This window comes from Massilia sp. HP4, assembly GCF_005222695.1.
Classification (GTDB): Bacteria; Pseudomonadota; Gammaproteobacteria; order Burkholderiales; family Burkholderiaceae_D; genus Telluria.
On record NZ_STGG01000041.1, the window covers coordinates 237649 to 258164 of the forward strand.

At 64.2% G+C, this 20516-nt stretch carries 19 protein-coding genes and 1 pseudogene; 4 read left to right on the forward strand and 16 right to left on the reverse strand.

The annotated features are described in order from the left end of the window. The first annotated feature begins 251 nt into the window (after positions 1–251). The 4 genes from E8M83_RS14995 (at position 252) to E8M83_RS15010 (ending at position 4398) form a co-directional block, all read left to right on the forward strand. The gene (locus E8M83_RS14995; RefSeq protein ID WP_137174142.1) at positions 252–1226 is read left to right on the forward strand and encodes a tripartite tricarboxylate transporter substrate binding protein; all 975 of its coding nucleotides are present in this window, start codon (positions 252–254) and stop codon (positions 1224–1226) included. Between the two features lie 38 nt (positions 1227–1264). Further along, positions 1265–2095 (forward strand): hypothetical protein, encoded by an 831-nt coding sequence (locus tag E8M83_RS15000; RefSeq protein WP_137174143.1) that lies wholly within the window; start codon positions 1265–1267, stop codon positions 2093–2095. After that, the gene (locus tag E8M83_RS15005) at positions 2092–3312 is read left to right on the forward strand and encodes a CaiB/BaiF CoA-transferase family protein (RefSeq protein ID WP_137174144.1); all 1221 of its coding nucleotides are present in this window, start codon (positions 2092–2094) and stop codon (positions 3310–3312) included. Before E8M83_RS15000 ends, E8M83_RS15005 begins: the two co-directional genes overlap by 4 nt. Positions 3313–3432: 120 nt before the next feature. Beyond that, positions 3433–4398, forward strand: coding sequence for a nitronate monooxygenase family protein (locus E8M83_RS15010; protein ID WP_137174145.1), 966 nt, complete (start codon positions 3433–3435; stop codon positions 4396–4398). 61 nt (positions 4399–4459) lie between these two features. On the opposite strand, the gene E8M83_RS15015 is transcribed toward E8M83_RS15010, so the two are convergent. The 16 genes and pseudogenes from E8M83_RS15015 to gtdA all read right to left on the reverse strand — a co-directional run bounded on the left by E8M83_RS15015 (position 4460) and on the right by gtdA (position 20500). Beyond that, on the reverse strand, positions 4460–5260 hold the full coding sequence (locus E8M83_RS15015) for an IclR family transcriptional regulator (RefSeq protein WP_137174146.1): 801 nt from the start codon (positions 5258–5260) through the stop codon (positions 4460–4462). A 213-nt stretch (positions 5261–5473) separates the two neighbouring features. Then, positions 5474–6388, reverse strand: a complete 915-nt coding sequence (locus tag E8M83_RS15020; RefSeq protein ID WP_229491542.1) for a transporter — start codon at positions 6386–6388, stop codon at positions 5474–5476. A gap of 66 nt (positions 6389–6454) precedes the next feature. Beyond that, positions 6455–7906, reverse strand: a complete 1452-nt coding sequence (locus E8M83_RS15025; RefSeq protein ID WP_137174147.1) for an aldehyde dehydrogenase — start codon at positions 7904–7906, stop codon at positions 6455–6457. Between the two features lie 83 nt (positions 7907–7989). After that, positions 7990–9711 (reverse strand): GMC family oxidoreductase, encoded by a 1722-nt coding sequence (locus E8M83_RS15030; RefSeq protein WP_137174148.1) that lies wholly within the window; start codon positions 9709–9711, stop codon positions 7990–7992. A gap of 226 nt (positions 9712–9937) precedes the next feature. Further along, positions 9938–10603, reverse strand: a complete 666-nt coding sequence (locus E8M83_RS15035; RefSeq protein WP_229491543.1) for a ZIP family metal transporter — start codon at positions 10601–10603, stop codon at positions 9938–9940. 150 nt (positions 10604–10753) lie between these two features. Continuing rightward, entirely contained in the window at positions 10754–11167 is a 414-nt protein-coding gene (locus E8M83_RS15040) for a GFA family protein (protein WP_229491544.1), read from the reverse strand. A 60-nt stretch (positions 11168–11227) separates the two neighbouring features. Then, positions 11228–12070, reverse strand: a pseudogene (gene fghA / locus E8M83_RS15045) (S-formylglutathione hydrolase). Between the two features lie 7 nt (positions 12071–12077). Next, complete coding sequence (locus E8M83_RS15050) at positions 12078–13184, reverse strand: S-(hydroxymethyl)glutathione dehydrogenase/class III alcohol dehydrogenase (RefSeq protein WP_137174149.1); 1107 nt, start codon at positions 13182–13184, stop codon at positions 12078–12080. Positions 13185–13354: 170 nt separating this feature from the next. Continuing rightward, the gene (locus E8M83_RS15055; RefSeq protein WP_137174150.1) at positions 13355–14356 is read right to left on the reverse strand and encodes an AraC family transcriptional regulator; all 1002 of its coding nucleotides are present in this window, start codon (positions 14354–14356) and stop codon (positions 13355–13357) included. 122 nt (positions 14357–14478) lie between these two features. Continuing rightward, entirely contained in the window at positions 14479–15117 is a 639-nt protein-coding gene (maiA, locus tag E8M83_RS15060) for a maleylacetoacetate isomerase (protein ID WP_137174151.1), read from the reverse strand. 6 nt (positions 15118–15123) lie between these two features. Further along, positions 15124–16500 (reverse strand): MFS transporter, encoded by a 1377-nt coding sequence (locus E8M83_RS15065; protein ID WP_137174152.1) that lies wholly within the window; start codon positions 16498–16500, stop codon positions 15124–15126. A 110-nt stretch (positions 16501–16610) separates the two neighbouring features. Further along, entirely contained in the window at positions 16611–16925 is a 315-nt protein-coding gene (locus E8M83_RS15070; protein ID WP_137174153.1) for a non-heme iron oxygenase ferredoxin subunit, read from the reverse strand. Between the two features lie 8 nt (positions 16926–16933). Next, positions 16934–17416 (reverse strand): aromatic-ring-hydroxylating dioxygenase subunit beta, encoded by a 483-nt coding sequence (locus tag E8M83_RS15075; RefSeq protein WP_137174154.1) that lies wholly within the window; start codon positions 17414–17416, stop codon positions 16934–16936. A gap of 3 nt (positions 17417–17419) precedes the next feature. Then, positions 17420–18685, reverse strand: coding sequence for an aromatic ring-hydroxylating dioxygenase subunit alpha (locus E8M83_RS15080; protein WP_137174155.1), 1266 nt, complete (start codon positions 18683–18685; stop codon positions 17420–17422). A 28-nt stretch (positions 18686–18713) separates the two neighbouring features. Next, positions 18714–19412 (reverse strand): fumarylacetoacetate hydrolase family protein, encoded by a 699-nt coding sequence (locus E8M83_RS15085; protein WP_137174156.1) that lies wholly within the window; start codon positions 19410–19412, stop codon positions 18714–18716. Positions 19413–19429: 17 nt separating this feature from the next. Next, positions 19430–20500 carry a gentisate 1,2-dioxygenase gene (gene gtdA / locus E8M83_RS15090; protein WP_137174157.1) on the reverse strand — a complete coding sequence of 357 codons (1071 nt, stop codon included), beginning with the start codon at positions 20498–20500 and terminating at the stop codon, positions 19430–19432. Positions 20501–20516: the final 16 nt, after the last annotated feature.

Here is a 20516-nt window from a genome sequence, read left to right on the forward strand (position 1 = left end):
CCTCATTTGTGTTGCAATGGCCTCTACATATCGCTATGATCCCCTCAGCATCGAGATCATCTGCAGTTGCGCTCTACGCAATTGCAATTCTTTGCCGCCTCGGCTGCGTTGCAGCATGTGGGACTGTCGTCGACAACAACAAAAGGAAGTCGTCCACCAGCATTGGTGGCAGAACTTCCGGCGGTTTCGAACGACCATTCGGGGCCGTCAGACTTTTTCCGTTGTTCAGAGAGTTAAAGGAGACTACCGAAATGACTTTCAATACCCCAGCACTTCTCAAACGTGTCGCCGCCATTGTCCTTCTGGCCGCACCCACTCTTGCGCTTGCGGAGGCCTATCCAAGCAAGGCAGTCAAGGTCATCATCCCGTTTCCTCCTGGTGGCCCGACGGACGTCCTTGGCCGTATCGTCGTCCAGCGGCTGTCCGAGAGGTTGGGCCAACCGTTCGTGGTGGAGAACAAGCCAGGCGCCAGCGGCATGATCGGCGCCACCCAGGTGGCGAAGGCTCCCGCCGATGGCTATACGATCCTGATCAACGCATCGCTTCATGTGATCAACCCGAGCCTGTACCCCAGGATGCAGCACGACCCGATCAAGGATTTCGTGCCTGTGTCGCAGATCGCCGATGTGCCGATGGTCCTGGTGGTCAACATGACGAATCCTGCCAAGGGTCTCAAGGATCTGATTGCGCGGGCACAGAAAACACCGGGCATGGCATTCGCGTCCTCGGGTAACGGCACCGCGCCACATCTCGCCGGCGAGGCATTCAACGTGGCGACCGGCTTGAAGCTGATGCATGTGCCTTACAAGGGCAGCGCCCCTGCCTTGACCGATATCGTAGGCGGGCACGTGGCGATGATGTTCGATCCTGTGGCGTCGAGCACGCCGTTCATACAGAGCGGCCGGCTGCGTCCGATCGCCGTGACGACGGCCAAGCGCGTCCCTACGATGCCTGACGTGCCGACAATGGCGGAAGCAGGGCTGCCAGGCTACGAGATCAGCACGTGGTATGGCGTATGGGCGCCGGCCAATACGCCCAAGGATATCGTCGAGCAGCTGTCCGGCGAAATCGCCAAGCTGGTCAAGGAACCGGAGATCAGCAAGCGCATCATGCAGCTCGGCTCGCTGCCGGTCGGCAGCACGCCTGCACAGTTCGCGGCATACAACCGCTCGGAGCAGGTCAAGTTCGACAAGATTGTCAAGCAATCCGGCGCGAAGATCGATTGATTCCATGCCGCGCCGGCAGGTACGTTCAGGAGCGACTGATGTTCGAACAGTGCAAGAGTGAAAGCATCACCCGTGTGGAGCCATGCAGCCTGGCGTCAGTGCGGCGCGTGGCTGCGATGCTCGACCTCGATCCCGAGGCGCTAGCCGAGGGCGATCCTCTGCCGCGAGGATGGCAGTTCATCCTGCTGGGGGCAGATACGCGAAGATCGGATCTGCGCGGCGACGGTTTTCCTGGCCTGGGAGTGCCCATCCCGGACCTGGGACTGCCACGCCTGCTGCTTGGCGGAAGGACGGTCGAGTACCGCCATGACATCCCGATCGGCAGCATGGTAAGGCGCGTGAGCTGGATGAAAAGCCTGACCCGCAAGGCGTCCGCCCGCGGGGACATGGCGGTCGTGGCGCTCGCGCATGAATTACATGTTCCCACCAGTTCCACGGCCGCCATCGTCGAGACCCAGACCTACCTGCTGATGTCCGGGAGGAACACGGTGGCCGAAGGCGACGCCGAACCCCGTACGGTATCGGCCGCAAGGTCAGGGATCGTCACGCCCGACGAAACGCTGCTGTTCCAGTACTCCGCCCTTGGCTTCAACTCTCACAAGATCCACATCGACAAGGCCTACGCCCGCGAGGTGGAAGGGTTTCCCGACCTGGTCGTCAACGGGGGCTTGGTGACGCTGCTGATGACCGAGTTCATGCGTACCGATCTCGACCTGGTCCCGGCGAGCTTCAGGACGAAGCACCTCGCCCCCCTGTTTTGCGGCCGCCCGATCACGCTGACTGCGGATCACAACGGACATGCATGGCACCTGCGCGCTCATGACGAGCTTGGGAAGGTTGCCGCTGAAATGGAGGTAGACGCAAAATGAGCTTTGAACCCTTGAAGGGAGTACGCATCCTGGACCTGACCAGCGTCGTGGTCGGGCCGGTCTGCACCTGGCGCCTGGGACAATACGGCGCCGAGATCATCAAGCTGGAAAGCCCGGAGGGCGACCTGATGCGTGGACTTGGCGGCCTGTCGCCAAGCGGTCAACACTCGGGTACCTACCTGCACTTCAACCGGGGCAAGCGCAACATCTGTATGGACTTGAAAAGGCCACGGGCCAAGGCCCTCATCGACAAGCTCGTCGCTTCTGCCGACGTCATCGTGGCCAATATGCGTCCGAGAGCCCTGGCGCGCCTAGGGCTGGATGCCGCCACGATCCGCGCGAAGCATCCGGACAAGATCTACTGCCTGATTACCGGCTTCGGCACCGACGGACCTTACGCGGGCGATCCGACCTACGACAGCGTCGTGCAGGGGGCGACCGGAATGGCGGGACTGACGCTGGCGCGTGATGGCGTGCCCACGTACGTTCCGATGCTCATTTGCGACCACGTCGTCGGCGAGATCGCGGCCGGTGCGATCATGGCGGCCATCATCCAGGCAAGGGCAAGCGGCGCGGGATGCAGCATCGAAGTGCCGATGTTCGAGACCATGGCAGCCTTTGTACTGCAGGAGCACCTGGCCCAACAGAGCTTCGATCCGCCAGTCGGCCTCCATGGCGATCAGCGCCTGCTCAGCCCTCACAACCGGCCGGTACGAACGGCGGATGGCTGGATGTCATTCACCATCAACACCGACGGCCAGGTCCGGGCTTTCCTGAAGGCGACCGGGCGCCATGACTTGCTGGACGACCCGCGCTTCGCGACGGTCGCATCCAGGGCCAGACATGTCGCCGAATGGTTCGAGGTCCGGGGAGCGCCGCTTACAGGCAAGAGCACGAAGGAGTGGCTGGACATACTGCGCGAGGCCGACATCGCTGCCAAGCCTTGCCATACACTGGAGTCGTTGCAACGGGATCCCCACCTCCAAGCGGTCGACCTGGTCCGGTTCGAGGAACATCCGACCGAGGGCAAGACCGCAGCGATCCGCTCGACGATCCGTTTTGACGACAACTATCCACCGCTGCGCTCTCCCTCCCAGCCGAAGGGATGGGAGACACGTGAAGTACTGGACGATCTCGGCTGTTCAGCTGCCGAGATCGAAGAGCTCCTGGCCGATGGCGCGGCCCAGCAAGCCACAGCGCCGCGAGGCGGCGGCTGAAACCCGACCGCTTCCGCGCGGCCCTGTGCTGGCGACAGGCGTCCGAAGTGCCATGGACGGCCCTCGGATGCACATTATCCATCGTGCGACCGGCACGACTACCCATGAAGGGCCCCCAACATGTCATTGTCCATACTTAAAGAGAACCTCAAGCTCCCGGTCGTGTGCGCGCCGATGTTCATTGTCTCGAGCCTGGAGCTGGTCCTTGCGCAGTGCAAGGCCGGGGTCATTGGCTCCTTCCCAGCGCTCAACGCCCGTCCGGCCGAAGTGCTGGACGCATGGCTTTCCCGGCTCAAGGAAGAACTGGCCGTGCATGACAAGGAGCACCCGGGGCAGCCAGCCGCGCCGTTCGCCGTCAACCTGATCGTGCATCGGTCGAATGTGCGCCTGGAACAGGATCTCGCACTTTGCGTGAAGCATGAAGTGCCGATCGTGATCACCTCGCTCGGTGCGCGCGAAGACGTGAATGAAGCCATTCACGCATACGGCGGCATCGTCCTGCATGATGTCATCAATAACACATTCGCCAGAAAGGCGATTGCAAAGGGTGCGGATGGACTCATTGCCGTCGCTGCAGGCGCCGGAGGGCATACCGGCGCGCAGTCGCCATTCGTGTTGCTCCAGGAAATTCGCGAGTGGTTTGACGGGCCGCTCTTGTTGTCAGGTGCAATCTCGACCGGCAGTGCGATACTGGCGGCGCAGGCTGCAGGGGCAGATCTGGCCTACATCGGAAGTGCATTCATCGCTACGGAAGAAGCCCATGCGCAGCCGGAGTACAAACGGATGGTGGTAGAGGGCGATGCGTCGCACATCGTGCTTACCAATTATATTACGGGTGTACATGGAAACTATTTGCGCGCTAGCCTGGTCACTGGCGGCCTGGACCCCGACAATCTCCCGACCGCAACCCCGTCTAAAATGGACTTCAGTGCCGGAAGCTCGAGACCGAAGGCGTGGAAAGAAATCTGGGGCGCGGGACAAGGCATAGGCGCCGTCAAGGCAGTGAGCCCGGCAGCCGAAGTCGTAGCCCGGCTGGCAAGCGAATACCAAGCCGCGCGAGTGCGCCTTGGCTGCAAGTCCTCATGATACCGTGCGTCCCGATTACCGGGCTCTCCGCCACGCGAGGCCGTGGCGGACTTCCATGCTCTTATTTCGGACAAGCTGCCGAGGCCAGCTGCTCCTCGATGAGGCCGGCTTCGCGTTTCAGCGCTGCCGCCAGCTCTTTCTCCCTGGATGTGATGCGCTCGCTTAATGCGGTGACGGACAGCGCGGCGACCGGCCGGCCCTGATCCCTGATCACGACCGCCGCGCCTCCGATATTCGGTACAACGGCATCAATCAACAGCGCGTAGCCGTCTCTTTGCGCGGCGTCGATGCGTTCATCGAGAGCCTGCGCATTGAGTAACGGGAAATGGGCCAGCCGTGGACGAACTTGCGACAGTGCGGTTACACGTTCTGTATCGCTCATCGCGCCAAGCAATGCCACCCCGCCGGCCCCCACCCCAAGTGTTCGCCGACTTCCGCGCTGCTGATAATTGGCCTGGAGCGGGTGCCGGCCCAACTGCATGTCGACGCAAACAGTCTCGATACCGCTCATTACGGAGAGAAGTGCGGTGTCCTCGAATTTATCCGCGAGGCGGACCAGGCTTTCGCGCGCGAGGGCCGACCAATTGAACCGCTCCTGTGCCCAGGACCCTATGCGCGCCATCTCCGGGCCCAGGACATAGCGTTTGCTGACGGGATCGCGACGGACCATGTCTTCGCGTATGAGTGCATCCAGAACGCGCATGACGGTGGATTTCTCCATTCCGCAATAACTGGCAATGTCGGTCAAACGGGAATGACGCGGATCGGTCATGGCTTTCAAGATACGGCAGGCCTTCTCGATCGAACCCAGTGACCCATTCGCGTTCCGCTCCGCCAGCCTATCGTTATCCTTGTTTCCCATTTCTGTCTTCAATACCGCCTATTCATGCCATCCAGGGACGAATCCGGCGCCAGACCGCGCCGCCTGCCATGGATTGTACCGAAATACTCGCCGGGCATCCCGGGAATCATCCATGTTCAGGCCGGATGGCGCATGACAGGCAGCAGGCGCGATGGCATCGGCCACGTAAATGGCCATCCGTACCGCGGATGGCCTGCCTGGCGCAGCAAGACGTCAGAACGGGACGATGGTCTTGACCCAAAACGCCGCGCCATCAGAGCGATTACGCACGTCGTACTGGCGTTCGTATTTCGCCGTGATGAACCATCCGTCCTTGCTCTGGTACTTCACCGACGGTCCGATGGCAAACGCACGCCCCCTGTTGCCTGAAATGGTACGTCCGCCCTGCTTGTCATCCGTCACCTGGCGGTAGACATAGCCGCCGGCGCCGACCACCCAGCCGTTGCCGAGCCCCCATCCGATGGCGTAGTCTGCATGGAGCTCCTGGCCCGACTTGTAGTCGGTGTCGGTATTGCGGAAGTTGTAGTCATACATCAGCTTGAGGTCGACGTTCAGGCCGGTAGGCTGCGTGTAGGTGATGGCGATCAACGGCTCGACGTTCCAATGGTTGCGGCCGATATTGGCCAAGTCCCCGCGCTCGTACTTCCCGGTCGGCGCATTGACCTCGAAGGCCAGCACGTAGTGCAGCTTTTCCGACGGATGGTAACCGAGGGCTGCCGCCAGGTTGATGTCGCCGATCCCAGTCTTCTGCTGCTGGTCGGGGCCGATCCTCAGGTCGACGTTCAGCACCGGCACGATGGCGTGGAAGGCCAACTGCCCGCCCATGACCTGCCTGTCGGTCACCCAGATAAAGCGCGGAACCACGCCGATCACCTCGGCCCGGAAGCCCCCGATCGCGGCCGCGATGTCGTTGCCCTCATTGTCGCGCAGCGACGTGGCGCGGTACCGGGTGCCGTAAACCACGGGATAGAAGCCCGGTGGCGGCATGGCCCCGGACAGGAAGTTCTCGACGCCGTTGGCATAAATGCTGCCTCCGCCCTCGGTTGCGCCGGCAGGGCCGATCAGGGCTGCCGCGACTGCCGCAGCAGGCAGCGCCTTGCGCACCGCCGCTTTCATTTGGAAATTCAATCTTGTCTCCTTGTTGTTATGACCGGCGCGCGGCGCGCGCCGGGATGCCGTCCCGTCGAACTGGATTCAGAACGGGTATTGCTGGCTCTCGGGCTCGATCGTGATCCACTTCAGTTCGGTGAACTCGTCGATCACGGCGCGGCCGTCGAACCGTCCGTAGCCGCTGTTCTTGGTGCCGCCATACGGGGCCTGGGCCTCGTTCTGCACCGTGGCGCCGTTCACGTGCACGCAGCCCGCGTCGATCTGCAGGGCCACCTGCAGAGCGCGATGCGCATCGCGTCCGAACACGGCTGCCGACAGGCCGTATTCGGTATCGTTGGCGACCCGCACCGCTTCTTCCGTGCCGCGCACGCGCACCACGGTCGTCACCGGACCGAACGTTTCCTCGTCGTAGATGCGCATCGCCGGCGTGACCCCGTCCATGATGGTTGCCGGCATGACGGCGCCGTTCGCCTGGCCGCCGCAGACCACGCGCGCGCCCTTGGCGACGGCGTCCTCGATCAGGGCGTTCAGGCGCGCGCCGTTTTCCGGGTGCGCCATCGGGCCTATCACGCAGCCGGGCCCCGCAGCCGGGTCGCCCATCTTCAAGTCGCGGGCACGCGCCGCGAACTTCTCGACGAATTCATCGGCCACAGTCTCATCGACCACCATGCGCTCGGTCGACATGCAGATCTGGCCCTGGTACAGGAAGGAGCCGAAGGCCGCGGCCTTGACCGCTTCGTCGATGTTGGCGTCGTCCAGCACCACCAGCGGCGCCTTGCCGCCGAGTTCGAGCAGGCAGCGCTTGAGCTGGGTGGCCGCCTTCTGCGCGATGATGCGGCCGACACGGGTCGAACCGGTGAAGTTGATGCGGCGCACCGCCGGGTGGGCGATCAGGGCGTCGATGACTTCCGGCGCATCCTCGGGTGCGTTGGTCAGCACGTTCAGGGCGCCCGGCGGCAGGCCTGCTTCCATCAGGGCTTCCGCCACCAGTACATGGGTGCGCGGGCTGGTTTCCGAGGCCCGGAACACGACGGTGTTGCCACACACCAGCGGGTAGGCGATGGCGCGCGCAGCCAGCACCACCGGGCCGTTCCAGGGCACGATGCTGAGCACCACCCCGGCCGGCTGGCGCACGGTCATGGAGATCGCGCCCGGCTTGTCGGTCGGGATGGTCTCGCCCTGGATCTGGGTCGCCAGCGAGGCCGCTTCCCGCAGCAGGTTCGCCGCCAGCATCACGTTGAAGCCTGCCCACAGCTCCGAGGCGCCGACTTCGGCCGCCATCACCCGGATGAACTCCGGCGTCTTCGCTTCCAGGGCGTCTGCCGCCTTGAGCAGGATTCGGCGCTTGTCGATCGGGCTGGTCTTCGACCAGGTCTTGAAGGCGGCGGCGGCCGATTCGGCGGCCCTGGCGGCGTCCTCCAGCTTGCCGGCGGCGGCCGTCGTGACCACCTGGCCCGAGACCGGGTGAAGGCGCTCGTACGTGGCGCCGCCGCGGGCGGCCACCTGTTGGTTGTCGATGATGAGTTGGGTTTTCATGCTTGTCTCCGTTGGTTTCCGTTGTGACAGATGAGGGGCGGCCGCTCCACCCATGGCGGAAGGAACCACCCCGAGAAAATTACTCAGGCCTCGGTCTTGAGGATCTCGGCCATGCGCTCGCCGATCAGGGCGCAGGTCGCCATGGTGGCTACCGATACGATGCGCGGCATGATCGAACTGTCCGCGATGCGCAGCTTGCGCATCCCGTTCACGCGCAGCCGGGAGTCCACGACCGCCCGTGCATCGTTGCCCATGCGGCAGGTGCCGCTTTCGTGGAAGTAGGTCGTCGCGCCGTTGCGGATGAAATCGGTCATCTCCTTGCCTGCCAGCTTCTTCGCCGGCGCCACTTCGCGTTTCGACAACTGGCGCAGCGGACCGGCATTGCCGATGTCACGCGCCATCTCGATGCCTACCGCGAGCGCCTTGACGTCGTCGGGGTGGCTGAGGAAATTGGCATGCACGACGGGACGGTCGCTGGCCTTGGCGGAGCGCAGGGCGATGTGGCCGCGGCTCTTCGGACCGACCAGGCCGGCGCACAGCGCCCAGCTGGTGGCCGGCGGACTGTAGGCCTTTGCCACCACTTCACTGGCGTAGGGCAATTCGATCTGCACCAGGTTGATGTCCGGCGGACCCGCCCTGCCCTTGGCGCTCTGCATGAAGCCGGACGCGGAGGCGCCGCTATTGCGCAGTTCGAACTTGCTTGACGCCTCCCACAGGCAGGCACCGTGCAGGATATGGTCCTGGAAGTTCTTGCCGACCTCGGGCGAGTGCACGATGGTCTTGATGCCGTGCTTCTTGAGTTCCTGTTGGTCGCCGATGCCGCTCAGCATGAGCAGCTTGGGCGTATTGATCGCGCCGGTCGCCAGGATGACTTCGCGGGCAGCCCTGATGCGCACCGGCTTGCCGTCCTGGACGAATTCGATGCCTTCCACGGTGTTGCCTACGATGCTAAGGCGGTCGACGTGGGTATTGACCAGCAAGGTGACGTTCGGCTGGCCGAGCACCGGATAAAGATAGGCCTTTGCCAGGCTATGGCGCTGCCCGTCGCGGATGATCTGGTTCATCAGTGCGAAACCGGATTCACGCTCCTCGCGCGCACCGTTCAGGTCATCCAGCACCGGCAAGCCGAGGCTGGAACAGGCTGCGAGCATGGCCGGCGCCAGCGGCGAAGGATCGTGCGCCGGCTGGCACCACACCGGTCCGCCCTGCCCGCGGTAGCGCGCATCGGGCTTGCCCTGCCAGTTCTCGATGCGGCGGTAGATCGACAGCGCATTCTCGTAGCCCCAGGCCTGGTCGCCCGTGACATCGACCCAGTAGTCGAGGTCCTTCCTGAACGGCCGCGCCCAGATAGTGGCGTTGATGCTGCTGCCGCCACCGACCACGCGGCCCATGTGTTCGGGAATGGCACGGTTGTTGACGTGCGGTGAACGTACCGCCACATCGCCCCAGTCACGCTCGGTGCCCAGGTTGGTGAACCAGACGCGCGGGTCGGCGACGGCCGGCGCGGTATCCCAGCCGCCGGCCTCGACGACCAGGATCTTCGCATCCGGATCCGCCGCGAGGCGGTGCACCAGCGCGCAGCCGGCGCTGCCGGTGCCGCACACGATGTAGTCGTATGCGTCGAGCAGGTTCTTGCCGCGTGCCTCCTGGTTGCTGCGGATGGCGTCCAGGCTGTCGGCAAGCGCTGTCACGCCGGTACCGAACAGGCCGGCGGCGCCCATGAAACGGATGAAGCTGCGCCGGTCGATGCGCCCAGTGATCAGGGATGCTTCCAGCGAAGCGAGTAATTGGTTCTTCAAAGGCATGTCTCCTCCTGTTATCGTGTGCTGCCTTCGCGCGACGATGGTCGTGCAACGCATCGGATACGGATGTCGCAGCCCTCTTCGGGACATTCATGCCCGTCCAGGGCATCCGTTCCAGTACACAGCTTAGGAAGAACCGCTCGGGACGTCTCGCGGAAACTGGCCATGCATGACGGAAAATTGCCAGAATCGCCGTGCGGCGCCCGGGTTCAGACCAGCAGGCAGGCGCCTACCCGGCACCGATCAGAAGGAACTGGCACAGCGTCCCACCCAGGCTCGTCTCGCGCTGCAGGCGCGGCATCAGGTCGCTGACGGCCACATAGAGGAAGCCTGCCGAGGCGAAGCTGAGCACATACGGAACCATCCCGCCTGCACGCTCCAGCGCCAGGTAGCCGAAGGTGCCGCCCGCCAGGCCCATCAGGCTGGACAAGAGGTTGGACAGATAGGCCTGTCCCCGGCTGTATCCGGCGTCGAGCAGGACGATGAAGTCGCCGACTTCCTGCGGTATCTCGTGCGCGACGATCGCCAGCGCGGTCAGGACGCCCAATCCCGGGTCGGCGAGGAATGCCGCCGCAATCATGATGCCATCGGTAAAGTTGTGCAGGCCATCGCCGGCAAGCACCATCCAGGCGCTGTGGCCTGTTGCGCCGGGCCTGTCCTGCACCCCAGAGGCGGCGTGCAGCGTGGCGAACTTTTCTAGCAGGAAGAAGACCAGTACGCCTACCAGCAGGGTCGCGAACAGGCTGTCCGGCGCGGCATCCGCCTCGAAGGCCTCGGGCAGCGCATGCAACAGCGACGCCGACAGCATGATGCCGACCGACAGGCTGGGCAGCCGTTCGGCCATCTTCTGAAGCAGGTTGAACCACACCAGGGCGGCGGCGGAAATGCTGACCACGCCGGAGAGGATGTGGTCAGCAGAATGGCGCGAAGCGTGGCATCCATGTCGGTATCGGTATAGGGTTCAGGGGAGCGCTACTTTCAGCGCCCGGGTCGGCTTAGCGCAGGACGCCGCCGCGCCGCGCGGCGTGTTCTGCGAGGGCATCCATCAGGCTGGCGACAGGCAGTCGTAATACGGCAGGTCCAGCCCGTCCAGCTGCGCGCGCACGGCAGCCATGTCCGACGGACGCGTGCCGGACTCGATGATCGAGGACACGAAGGCGGCGAACTCCACTGGAGACCAGCCGCTGTCCTGCGACAGGTCGGTATGGACGAAATCCAGGCCGTGGAAGGCGTGGTCCTGATTCTCGATACGGCCGAAAATGTGCACGCCGCATGCGGTGCAGGCGTGGCGCTCGATGGTGGCGCCGGGGTCGGTCAGCGCCAGCTTGTCGGCGTGCGCCGTCACGCTGAGCTTGTCCCGAGGAACCACCGCGATCTGCGTGAACAGGGCGCCGGCCGGCTTCCAGCACTTGGTACAGCCGCAGGCACAGTTATGCGCCGTCTGGCTCGCCAGCTTCACCTCTCTGCCTGCCGATTCCAGGATGGATGGTCAGATTCGTTGTCATCGATATGCCTTACCTTATGTGGTCAATGCTTCGTGGTGGAACGCGAGATGTTCGCCGATCAGGCTGGCGACGAAGTAGTAGCCGTGGTCGTAGGCCGGATGCCGGCGCAATACCAGCGGCTGGTCCTCAGCAGCGCAGGCGGCCTCGAAGACTTCCGGGTACAGTTGCTCCTCGAGGAACTTGTCGGCCAGGCCCTGGTCGATCAGGATCCCGCGCGCAAAAAGCCGTCGCGCGCCGTGCATCAGGGCGCTGGCGTCATACGACTCCCATGCGGCCGAGCGCGGCCCCAGATAGGCGCCGAATGCCTTTTCGCCCCAGGGGCAGCGCGTCGGCGCGCAGATTGGCGCCAGGGCTGAAACCCACTGGAACAGCGTCGGATGGCGCAACGCCATCACCAGCGCGCCGTGCCCGCCCATCGAATGTCCCGTGATACCGATACGGTCCGCATCGACCGGGAACCCGGCGGCGACGAGCGCGCGCAGATCGAGCAGGTAGCTGGCCATCCGGTAATGCCGGCTCCAGAGGACTTCGGTAGCATTCACTTAGAATCCGGCCCCGACGCCCAGGTCCCAGTCCTCGTTTTCGCCCGGCACGCCGGCATCGCGCGGACTGGTGTCGGGGGTGACGAGCACCAGCCCCAGCTCGCTTGCCCTGCGCTGGGCGCCGGCCTTGATCGCGAAGGTCTCTTCGGAACAGGTCAGTCCGGCCAGGTAGAACAGGGCCGGCAAGCGGGCATCCTGCGCCTGCGGCGGCAGGAAGACGCCGAAGTGCATGCTCGTGCCGACGGCCTGCGATGCATGCCGGTAGAAACGCTGCACGCCGCCGAAACAGGCGTGCTCGCTCAACAGTTCGAGCATGCCGACCTCAGTACAGCACGACCGAACGGATCGACTCGCCGCTCTTCATCAGGTCGAAGCCTTCGTTGATGCGCTCGAGCGGCAGGCGGTGGGTGATCAGGTCGTCGATGTTCAGCTTGCCTTCCATGTACCAGTCGACGATCTTCGGCACATCGGTACGGCCGCGAGCGCCGCCGAAGGCCGAACCGCGCCATTCGCGTCCGGTCACCAGCTGGAACGGGCGGGTCGCGATTTCTTCACCGGCAGCGGCCACGCCGATGATGAAGGACTTGCCCCAGCCCTTGTGCGTGCATTCGAGGGCCTGGCGCATGGTGGTGGTGTTGCCGATGCACTCAAAACTGTAGTCCGCGCCACCGTCGGTGATCTGGACGATCGCGTCGACCACGTTGTCCACTTCATTCGGACTGACGAAGTGCGTCATGCCGAACTTGCGCGCCATTTCCTGGCGGGCGGGATTGATGTCGACACCGATGATCTTGTGGGCCCCGACCATCCTGGCCGCCTGGATCACGTTCAGGCCGATGCCGCCGAGGCCGAACACCACGACGTTGGCGCCCGCCTCGACTTTCGCCGAGAACAGCACGGCGCCGACACCGGTCGTCACGCCGCAGCCGATATAGCAGACCTTGTCGAACGGCGCATCGTTACGGATCTTCGCCAGGGCGATCTCGGGCACGACGATGTAATTGGAGAAGGTCGACGTGCCCATGTAGTGGAACAGGGGCTTGCCGTCCAGCGAGAAGCGGCTGGTCGCATCCGGCATCAGACCGCGACCCTGGGTCGAGCGGATTGCCTGGCACAGATTGGTTTTCTGCGAGAGGCAGAACTTGCACTGCCGGCATTCCGGGGTGTACAGCGGGATGACGTGGTCGTCCTTCCCGAGCGTGGTGACGCCGGGCCCCACGTCGACGACGACGCCGGCTCCCTCATGTCCCAGGATGGCCGGGAACAGCCCCTCGGGGTCCGCGCCGGACAGCGTATAGTAATCGGTATGGCAAATACCGGTGGCCTTTAGTTCGACCAGCACTTCGCCAGCGCGTGGTCCTTGCAGGTCGACTTCTTCGATCGTCAGCGGTGCGCCAGCACGCCATGCAACGGCAGCCTTGGTTTTCATCGGTTTACCCTCGTGAAATGATGAATGAATTCGTGCGTTCTACAGCGAGGATATTGTCCGCATTTGGGCGTCCTGGGTGGCGCTCGCGGGCCCGGAATGGCAGGAAAGGCGCGAACAATGGCCGGATTCGGCCATGTTTTGAGGTTCCTGGAACCTATCCCGGCAGGTTCTCAGAACTGAGACAGGTGGCGCTGGCGCGTCTCGGATGGGGTTTCGCCAAATGAGGCACGGTACTTGCGATTGAATTCGCCCAGGTGGCGGTAGCCCCAATGGAGAGCGATGTCGGCGATGGTCTTGCCCGAGGCGGAGCGCACCAGTTCCGCCCTGATTCGCTGCAGGCGCAGCTTCTGTACATACTGCATCGGGCTCGTGCCGCAGGATTGCTGGAAAGCGCGCGCCAGCGAGCGAATGCTGCAACCGGCGGCTGCGGCAATTTCCAACAGCGTGATGTCGGCATCGAGGCGGGCGTTGATGTAGTCCACCGCCATTCTGAACTGGCGAGGCGTGACGGACCTGATCCGGCCTGCGCCGCCATGGTAGTTGTGCGGCTGGATCCCGAGCAGGGTCAGCATCAGGAGTTCTTCCATGCTGGCGGTCTCGAGCCGGCACGGCTGTGCGGCGTCGGCGGCATTGAGCGAGGAAACGACGAAGCGCAGCAAGGCACCCCAACGCTGGACCGCGGCCGGCTGCGCCATGACGCCCTCGAAATGCAGGGGCGTATCGGGGACGCTGTCGTACATCCGCACGCACATCTCCTCGACGCGGCGGCGCTCGAAACGCAGTTTCAGCACCTCGGTGTCCGGTTCGTAGAGGAAAGTGGGCCGGTCCTCTTCGTGCGAAATGAAGGAGACTCCCGATGCCGCCCCGAGGGTACGGCCAGCTGCCGCCATGCCAGCCTTGCCGTGCACGGCAGTGGTGACCAGGATGGCGCCCTCCAGCCCCCTCGGCTCGATGTCGATGTTCGTCCCGAAGCGAAAGGTGGATACCGCCACCCTGCCGCAATCCGCGGCACGTACCCGCACCGGCTCGCGTGCAGCGCCCGCGCCTTTCTGCCGGGCGAGGAACGGCCCCTGCAGCCCCTCGATGGCAGGCGTGGCCTGGCACAGGTCCGGCGTCGCGACGCGCGTGAAACGGTCGGACAACAGCAGGCCAGCTTCAGTCTCGCAGAACATGGTGTTGCCTCCCCAAGGTGACCGTGCCCGCTCGCGGGCACGCGATTGCGGAATCGAACCAGCACGCCGGCGTCAGCGTACCGACAGCTTGGCCGGCTTGAACAGTCCGGTCAACCGGCGGGTCAAGCGATGTAGTCCGGCTGACTGGCCGGAGCCGCCTGGATGAAGGCGGGTTGCGCGATGCAGTGCTCGTAGATCGCGAGGATTCGAGGGAAGCGCGTCAGGTCGCATCCCATCCGCATCGCGTTCGCCACCTGCGGCACGAGGCAGCAGTCGGCCAGGGTCGGCTGGTCGCCGGCGCAAAAAGGCCCCGCCGGCAGCCTGGCCAGCAACTGCTCGATCGCGACCAGGCCTTCGTCGACCCAATGCCTGTACCACGCGTTCTTGTCGTCGTCATTCACGCCAAGCTCGACGCTCAGGTATTTCAGCACCCGGATATTGGTGATCGGGTGGATCTCGCAGGCGATGGTCTGGGCGATCTCCAGCACCCGGGCCCGCAGCAGTGGCTGGTCCGGGATCAGGCGCGCTTCCGGGTAACGGCCGTCGAGATAGTCGATGATGGCGAGCGACTGGGTCAGGCTGGTATCGCCGTCGACCAGCACCGGCACGATGCCGACCGGGCTCAGTGCGCGGTAATCCTCCTTGCCCTGCTCGCCGACGCGCAGGTTGACGGCCACATGGTCGTAGGGCAGGCCCTTGAGCGCCAGCGCGATGCGCACGCGGTAGGAGGTGGAGCTGTTGAAGAAGCTGTAGAGTTTCATGTCGTTTCAGTCAGTGGCGGAAAGTCGGGTGGTCGGCGCGATCTTCGCCCGTCCGGCAGCGGAACTGCCATAGCGGGCGTTCATGGCGAAGATCGCGAGCGATGCCAGCAATGCGGGTAGCGCCAGCAAGAGGATGATGGTCGAGAAGCCCAACCCGGCGCCGAGCAGCGCGCCGCCGAGCAGCGAGCCGAGGATGGCGCCACAACGACCGATTCCCAGTGCCCAGCTGACGCCGGTCACGCGGTTGCTGGTCGGGTAGAAGGCCGCGGCCAGGGCATTGGCGCCCACCTGCGAACCGCTGACGCAAAAGCCCACGCCGGCGACCGCGAGGTTGAGCACCAGCAGGTCGGTGTAGTAGAAACCGATCAGCACAATGAAGCCGATGGCCGCCAGGTAGGACGTGCCGAGCACGCGGTAGGGATTGAACCTGTCCATGGCCCAGCCAAGCGCGACGGCGCCGACCGTGCCGCCCACCTGGTACATGGCAGCGACCAGCGCCGCCTTGGCGAGCGGGAACCCGGCGTCCTTGAAGAGGATCGGCAGCCAGTTGGTCAGCAGGTAGACGATCAGGAGGCTCATGAAGAAGGCCGCCCACAGGCCGAGCGTGCCGGATCCGAGCGGCTTGGCGAACAGCTGCGCCACCGGGGAACGGCCAGCGGCGGCCGGCGCTTCGGGCAGCACGAAGCGGGCACCGTCGAGCTTTGCCTGCGGCGCGATGCGACGCAGGATGGCGGCGATCTGCGGGCTGTCCGGCTTGCGCAGCACCAGGAAGCGCACCGATTCCGGGAGCACGAACAGGAGCAGCAGCGCGCAGGCGATCGGCACATAGCCGCCCAGCAGCAGCACGCTGCGCCAGCCATATTCGGGGATCACGTGGGCCGCCAGCACCCCGCCCAGGCCGGAGCCGAGCGTGAAGCCGCAAAACATGATGGTGACGACCTTCGACTTGATGCGCTGGGGCGAGTACTCGGAGGTGAGCGTGATCGCGTTCGGCATCGCGCCGCCAAGGCCCAGGCCGGTGAGGAAGCGGAAGAAGGTGAGCATGAACAGCGAATCGGTATAAGCCGAGGCCAGGCTCCAGATACCGAAGAAGAACACCGACAGCACCAGGATGATTTTCCTGCCGATGCGGTCGCCGAGGGGGCCGGCGATGAAGGATCCGACGGCCAGGCCCACCAGGCCAGCCGCCATCAAAGGCGCGAGCTGTTGCGGCAGCAGCTGCCACTGGGTGCGCAGCGAAGGCGCGATGAAGCCGATGATCGCCGTATCGAACCCGTCGATGGCGATGATGACGAAACAAAGAAAAGCGATCAGAAACTGGTGACGCGAAAAGCGGCCGGAGTCGATCAGTTGCTGCACGTCGACCTTGACGGTACCGGACATGGTTGTCTCCTGATGATTGATGCGTGCGCATGTAGTCTCGTGCTGCCTTGCGCATGCCGGAAAAACTGAAAACGCAGGGCCCGGCGGACCCTGCCATCCGACGCCAGGCCTCAACCGACGTCGACGAACACCCTCCCGCTATCGATTTTCACCGGATAGGTGCGCACTGCATCGGTGACGGGTTCGCACATCGGGCGGCCGTCGCGAATGTCGAACTTGCCCTGATGAAGCGGGCACTCGATCTCGAAGCCCTCCAGGAAGCCATCGCACAGGCGCGCATGGCCGTGGGTGCAGATATTGTCGGTCGCGTAGACCTGCCCTTCGACGCTGTACAGCGCCAGGTCCTTGCCTGCCGCCGCGACGCCGATCACGTCCTCTTCTGGCACGTCCTCGAGCGCGCCGACGTCCAGCCAGTTGTTTTCCATGTCTTGCCTCAAATCGGGTAAATCAGCGAATTCGGAATCATTTCGGTGTCATAGATGCACAGCCGCGATGCGAACTTCATGCCGTCCGCGGTGATGCGTACGCGGTCGAGATAGCGGCCAACGTTGAACACCGTGGTTTCCTGGCTCAGCTTCGTGCGGAACACCGCATAGTTCGACTCGGCCTCGATCATGTCGCCGTCGCGGCGCAGGATGCGCGGCAGGCCGACCACGTGGCGCTGGTAGTAGGGGTCGTGGAACAGGGTTTCCCTGATGCCGTAGGCCCGGTCCTGCAGCATGCGGCGGCTGAGCAGGGACAGCGTCGCCAGCGGGAAGCCGCGTTCATGGTTCTCGCGCGGCTGGACCTTGTATTCGCAGTCCTCGAGGAAGAAACCGACCCAGCGGTCCCAGTCCGCGGCATCGATCGCCGAAGCATAGTCGGCGTTCAGCTGGACCAGCGCCAGGTAGGCCTGGATATCGTCGTGGGAATTCATTGATCAGTCCTCCATCACCTTGCGCCAGTAGCTGTACATCCCGCGGATCAGGGTTTCGGTCACCATGTGGTCGGTATTCTCGACGCCATGGCCACCGAGTTCCGCCACCGCGCGGTGGAACGGCTTCTGTTCGAAGCCGTACTGCGACAGCTCGATCACTTCGCCGTCGTCGGCAGAGACGAAGCCGGCCGGGCCGAACAGGTTGGCCTGCACCAGGCGGCGCTGCGTCATCTCCTCGGTATCGTCCTCGAAACCGAAGTGGGTCCAGACGAAATCGAAGGAGCCCTTGCCGTTTGGCTGGATGTGGCGGGTCGACACGCTGTTGACCTGCTGCTGGAAGATCACGCTCGGGAACACGGTCATCATCACCGCGGTCGGGCCGCCCCACCAGTCCTCGGGCACGATGTCGAGCAGGCGCTTGTCCTGCACTTCCATCGATGACTTGAAACTGGTGACGCCGGCGGTAACCTCGCTGGTCGCGGCCTGCTGGCTGCGGGTCGAGATCATCGCCGCATGGCGATGGTGGGCGTCCATCTTCAGTTCGGACTTGTTGTCCGCGCGCCAGAGGCCGTAGGTGACGAACCAGGTGTGCAGCAGGCCCGGGTGGTATGGATCCTTGATGTTTTCCTGCATCAGCTTCCAGTTGCCCGGAATGCGCTGGCGGTTGTAGCCCAGGATCGTCAGCTTGCGGCCGTTGAACAAACGGTCGAAATAGCCCAGCATGTCCGGGCCCAGGTAATCCTCGAGCGGCTCGACCTCGTGGTCGAAGGAGGCGAACACGACGCCGCCGCGCACGGCCACCTTCAGCTTGGTAAGCCCATGATCCTTGGTGTCGAATTCCTTCGGCATGCCGCCGTTGACCTTGCCGTCCTGCTTGACGCCGCGGCGGAACGGCACGCCCTGCAGGTCACCGTTGAGCTTGTAATTCCACTGGTGATAGGGGCACACGAATTCCTTGCGGTTGCCGTGGCGCTCGCGGCAGAACTGCATGCCGCGGTGGGCGCACACGTTCTCTACCACGTTGATCTCGCCTTCATTGCCACGCACCATGATCACCGAGCGCTCGCCGACCACCGTGCGCTTGAAGTCGCCCGCGTTCGGAATCTCGGCCTCGAGGCCGACGTAGCACCAGTGGCCGTGGTAGAACAGGCGTTCCAGTTCGCGCCTGTAGATCTGCTCGTCGGTATACACCGAGAACGGAATCCTGCTGCTGCTCTCCTTGGATTCCCACACCGGGCGGATGGGGAATACGACGGGGGTGTCTCCCATGTCTGTCTCCTTGATTGAGTAGAGCCTGTTATCCGGCGACCCGCACGCGGATCTCGCCGAGACCGGCAACCGAACCGACCATCAGGTCGCCCGGCTTGACCGCGTTCACGCCTTCCGGAGTGCCGGTCATAATGATGTCGCCCGGCTCGAGGGTTTCGTATTCGGACAGGTAGGCGATCGATTCGGCCACCGACCAGATCAGCTTGGACACGTCGGAACGTTGGCGCTCTTCGCCATTCACCGTCACCGCGATCTCGCCTTCGCTCACGTGGCCGACCTCGGCGCCGCGGTGGATCGGGCCGATCGGCGCCGACTTGGCGAAGGACTTGCCGAACTCCCATGGACGGCCCTTGTCGCGCGCCTCGAGCTGGATGTCGCGACGGGTCATGTCGAGGCCGACTGCGTAGCCATAGACATGGTCGAGCGCCTGCTCTACCGGAATGTTGGCGCCGCCCTTGCCGATCGCGACCACCAGTTCGATCTCATGGTGGAAGTTCGCGGTCTTCGGCGGATACGGTATCGTCACCTCTTCGCTACCGGCCGCGATGGTCGCATTGGCCGGCTTCATGAAGAAGAACGGCGGATCGCGGTCAGGGTCCTTGCCCATCTCGCGGGCATGGGCGGCGTAGTTGCGGCCGACGCAGAAGATGCGGTTAACGGGGAACTGCTCGGCGCTGCCGGCGACCGGCAGGGTGTAGACGGGTGCGGGTGCTATTGCGTATTTCATCTTGTTCTCCAGTGGAATTACTGCATTTTTTCTTCGCGCCACAGGCCGAGCGCCTGTTGCATCGGGCGATCCGAGAAGCTGAACAGGATCGTTTTCGCCTCGGCCCGCAGGCGCAGCTCGTGCCAGGAAGGCACGACGAAGATGTCGTTCGGACCAAAGGCATAGTCTTCCCCGCCGACCTGGGCGCTGCCCTTGCCTTCCAGGCAGACATAGACGGTTGAGTCGGTGCTGCGGTAGGGCTTGCTGACGAAACCTTCCGGGAGCAACTGGGCGAAGGCGCCGATGGTCGGCATCGGCGATGCGCCCGTGGCGGGGTTCACGTAACGCAGCTTGTGGCCGAAGTGCGCATCGGCCTCGGTCCGGGCGATGCCCTCGAGCGCTTCCTTCGTTTCCGCGAACGGATAGACGAACACCTTAGTCGGGTCGGACGGCGCCTGCTTCAGGTCCACCGGCACCAGGTTATGGCCATAGCGGGCCAGCGCATCACCCTCGGGGCGCGCGGCCTGCTGCGAGGCGGCGCTGCCGTGCTCGGCGAAGCCGGCGTCGAAGAAGCGCAGGGTCGGGATATCGAGGCCGTCGAGCCAGACCACCGGCTCGCTGCCGAGGTTGCCGTGGTCATGCCAGGTCCAGGACGGCGTAATGATGAAGTCGCCACGGCGCATGGTGGTGCGCTCGCCGTCGACGGCGGTATAGGCGCCCTCGCCATCGAGCACCAGGCGCAGCGCGGACTGGCTGTGGCGGTGGGCTGGCGCCACTTCACCCGGCAGGATCAGCTGCAGGCCGGCGTACAGCGACTGCGTGATCGACGAATTGCCGCGCATCGCCGGATTTTCCAGGATCAGCACGCGGCGCTCGGCCTCTTCCGCCGTGATGAGGCGGCCGGCCTCCATCACCTGTTCGCGCACGTCGGCGTAGCGCCACAGCGCCGGTACGGCAGGCGACTTCGGCGACTTCGGCACCAGGGCGCCCAGCACTTCCCACAGTGGAGTCAGGTGGTTGCCGCTGATGCGGCAGTAGAACTCGGCGCGCTGCTCCTTCACGGCGTCCTTGGCGCTGTCCTGTGCGGACAGTGTTTGACTTCCTTGCATCTCCATTTCCTTCTCC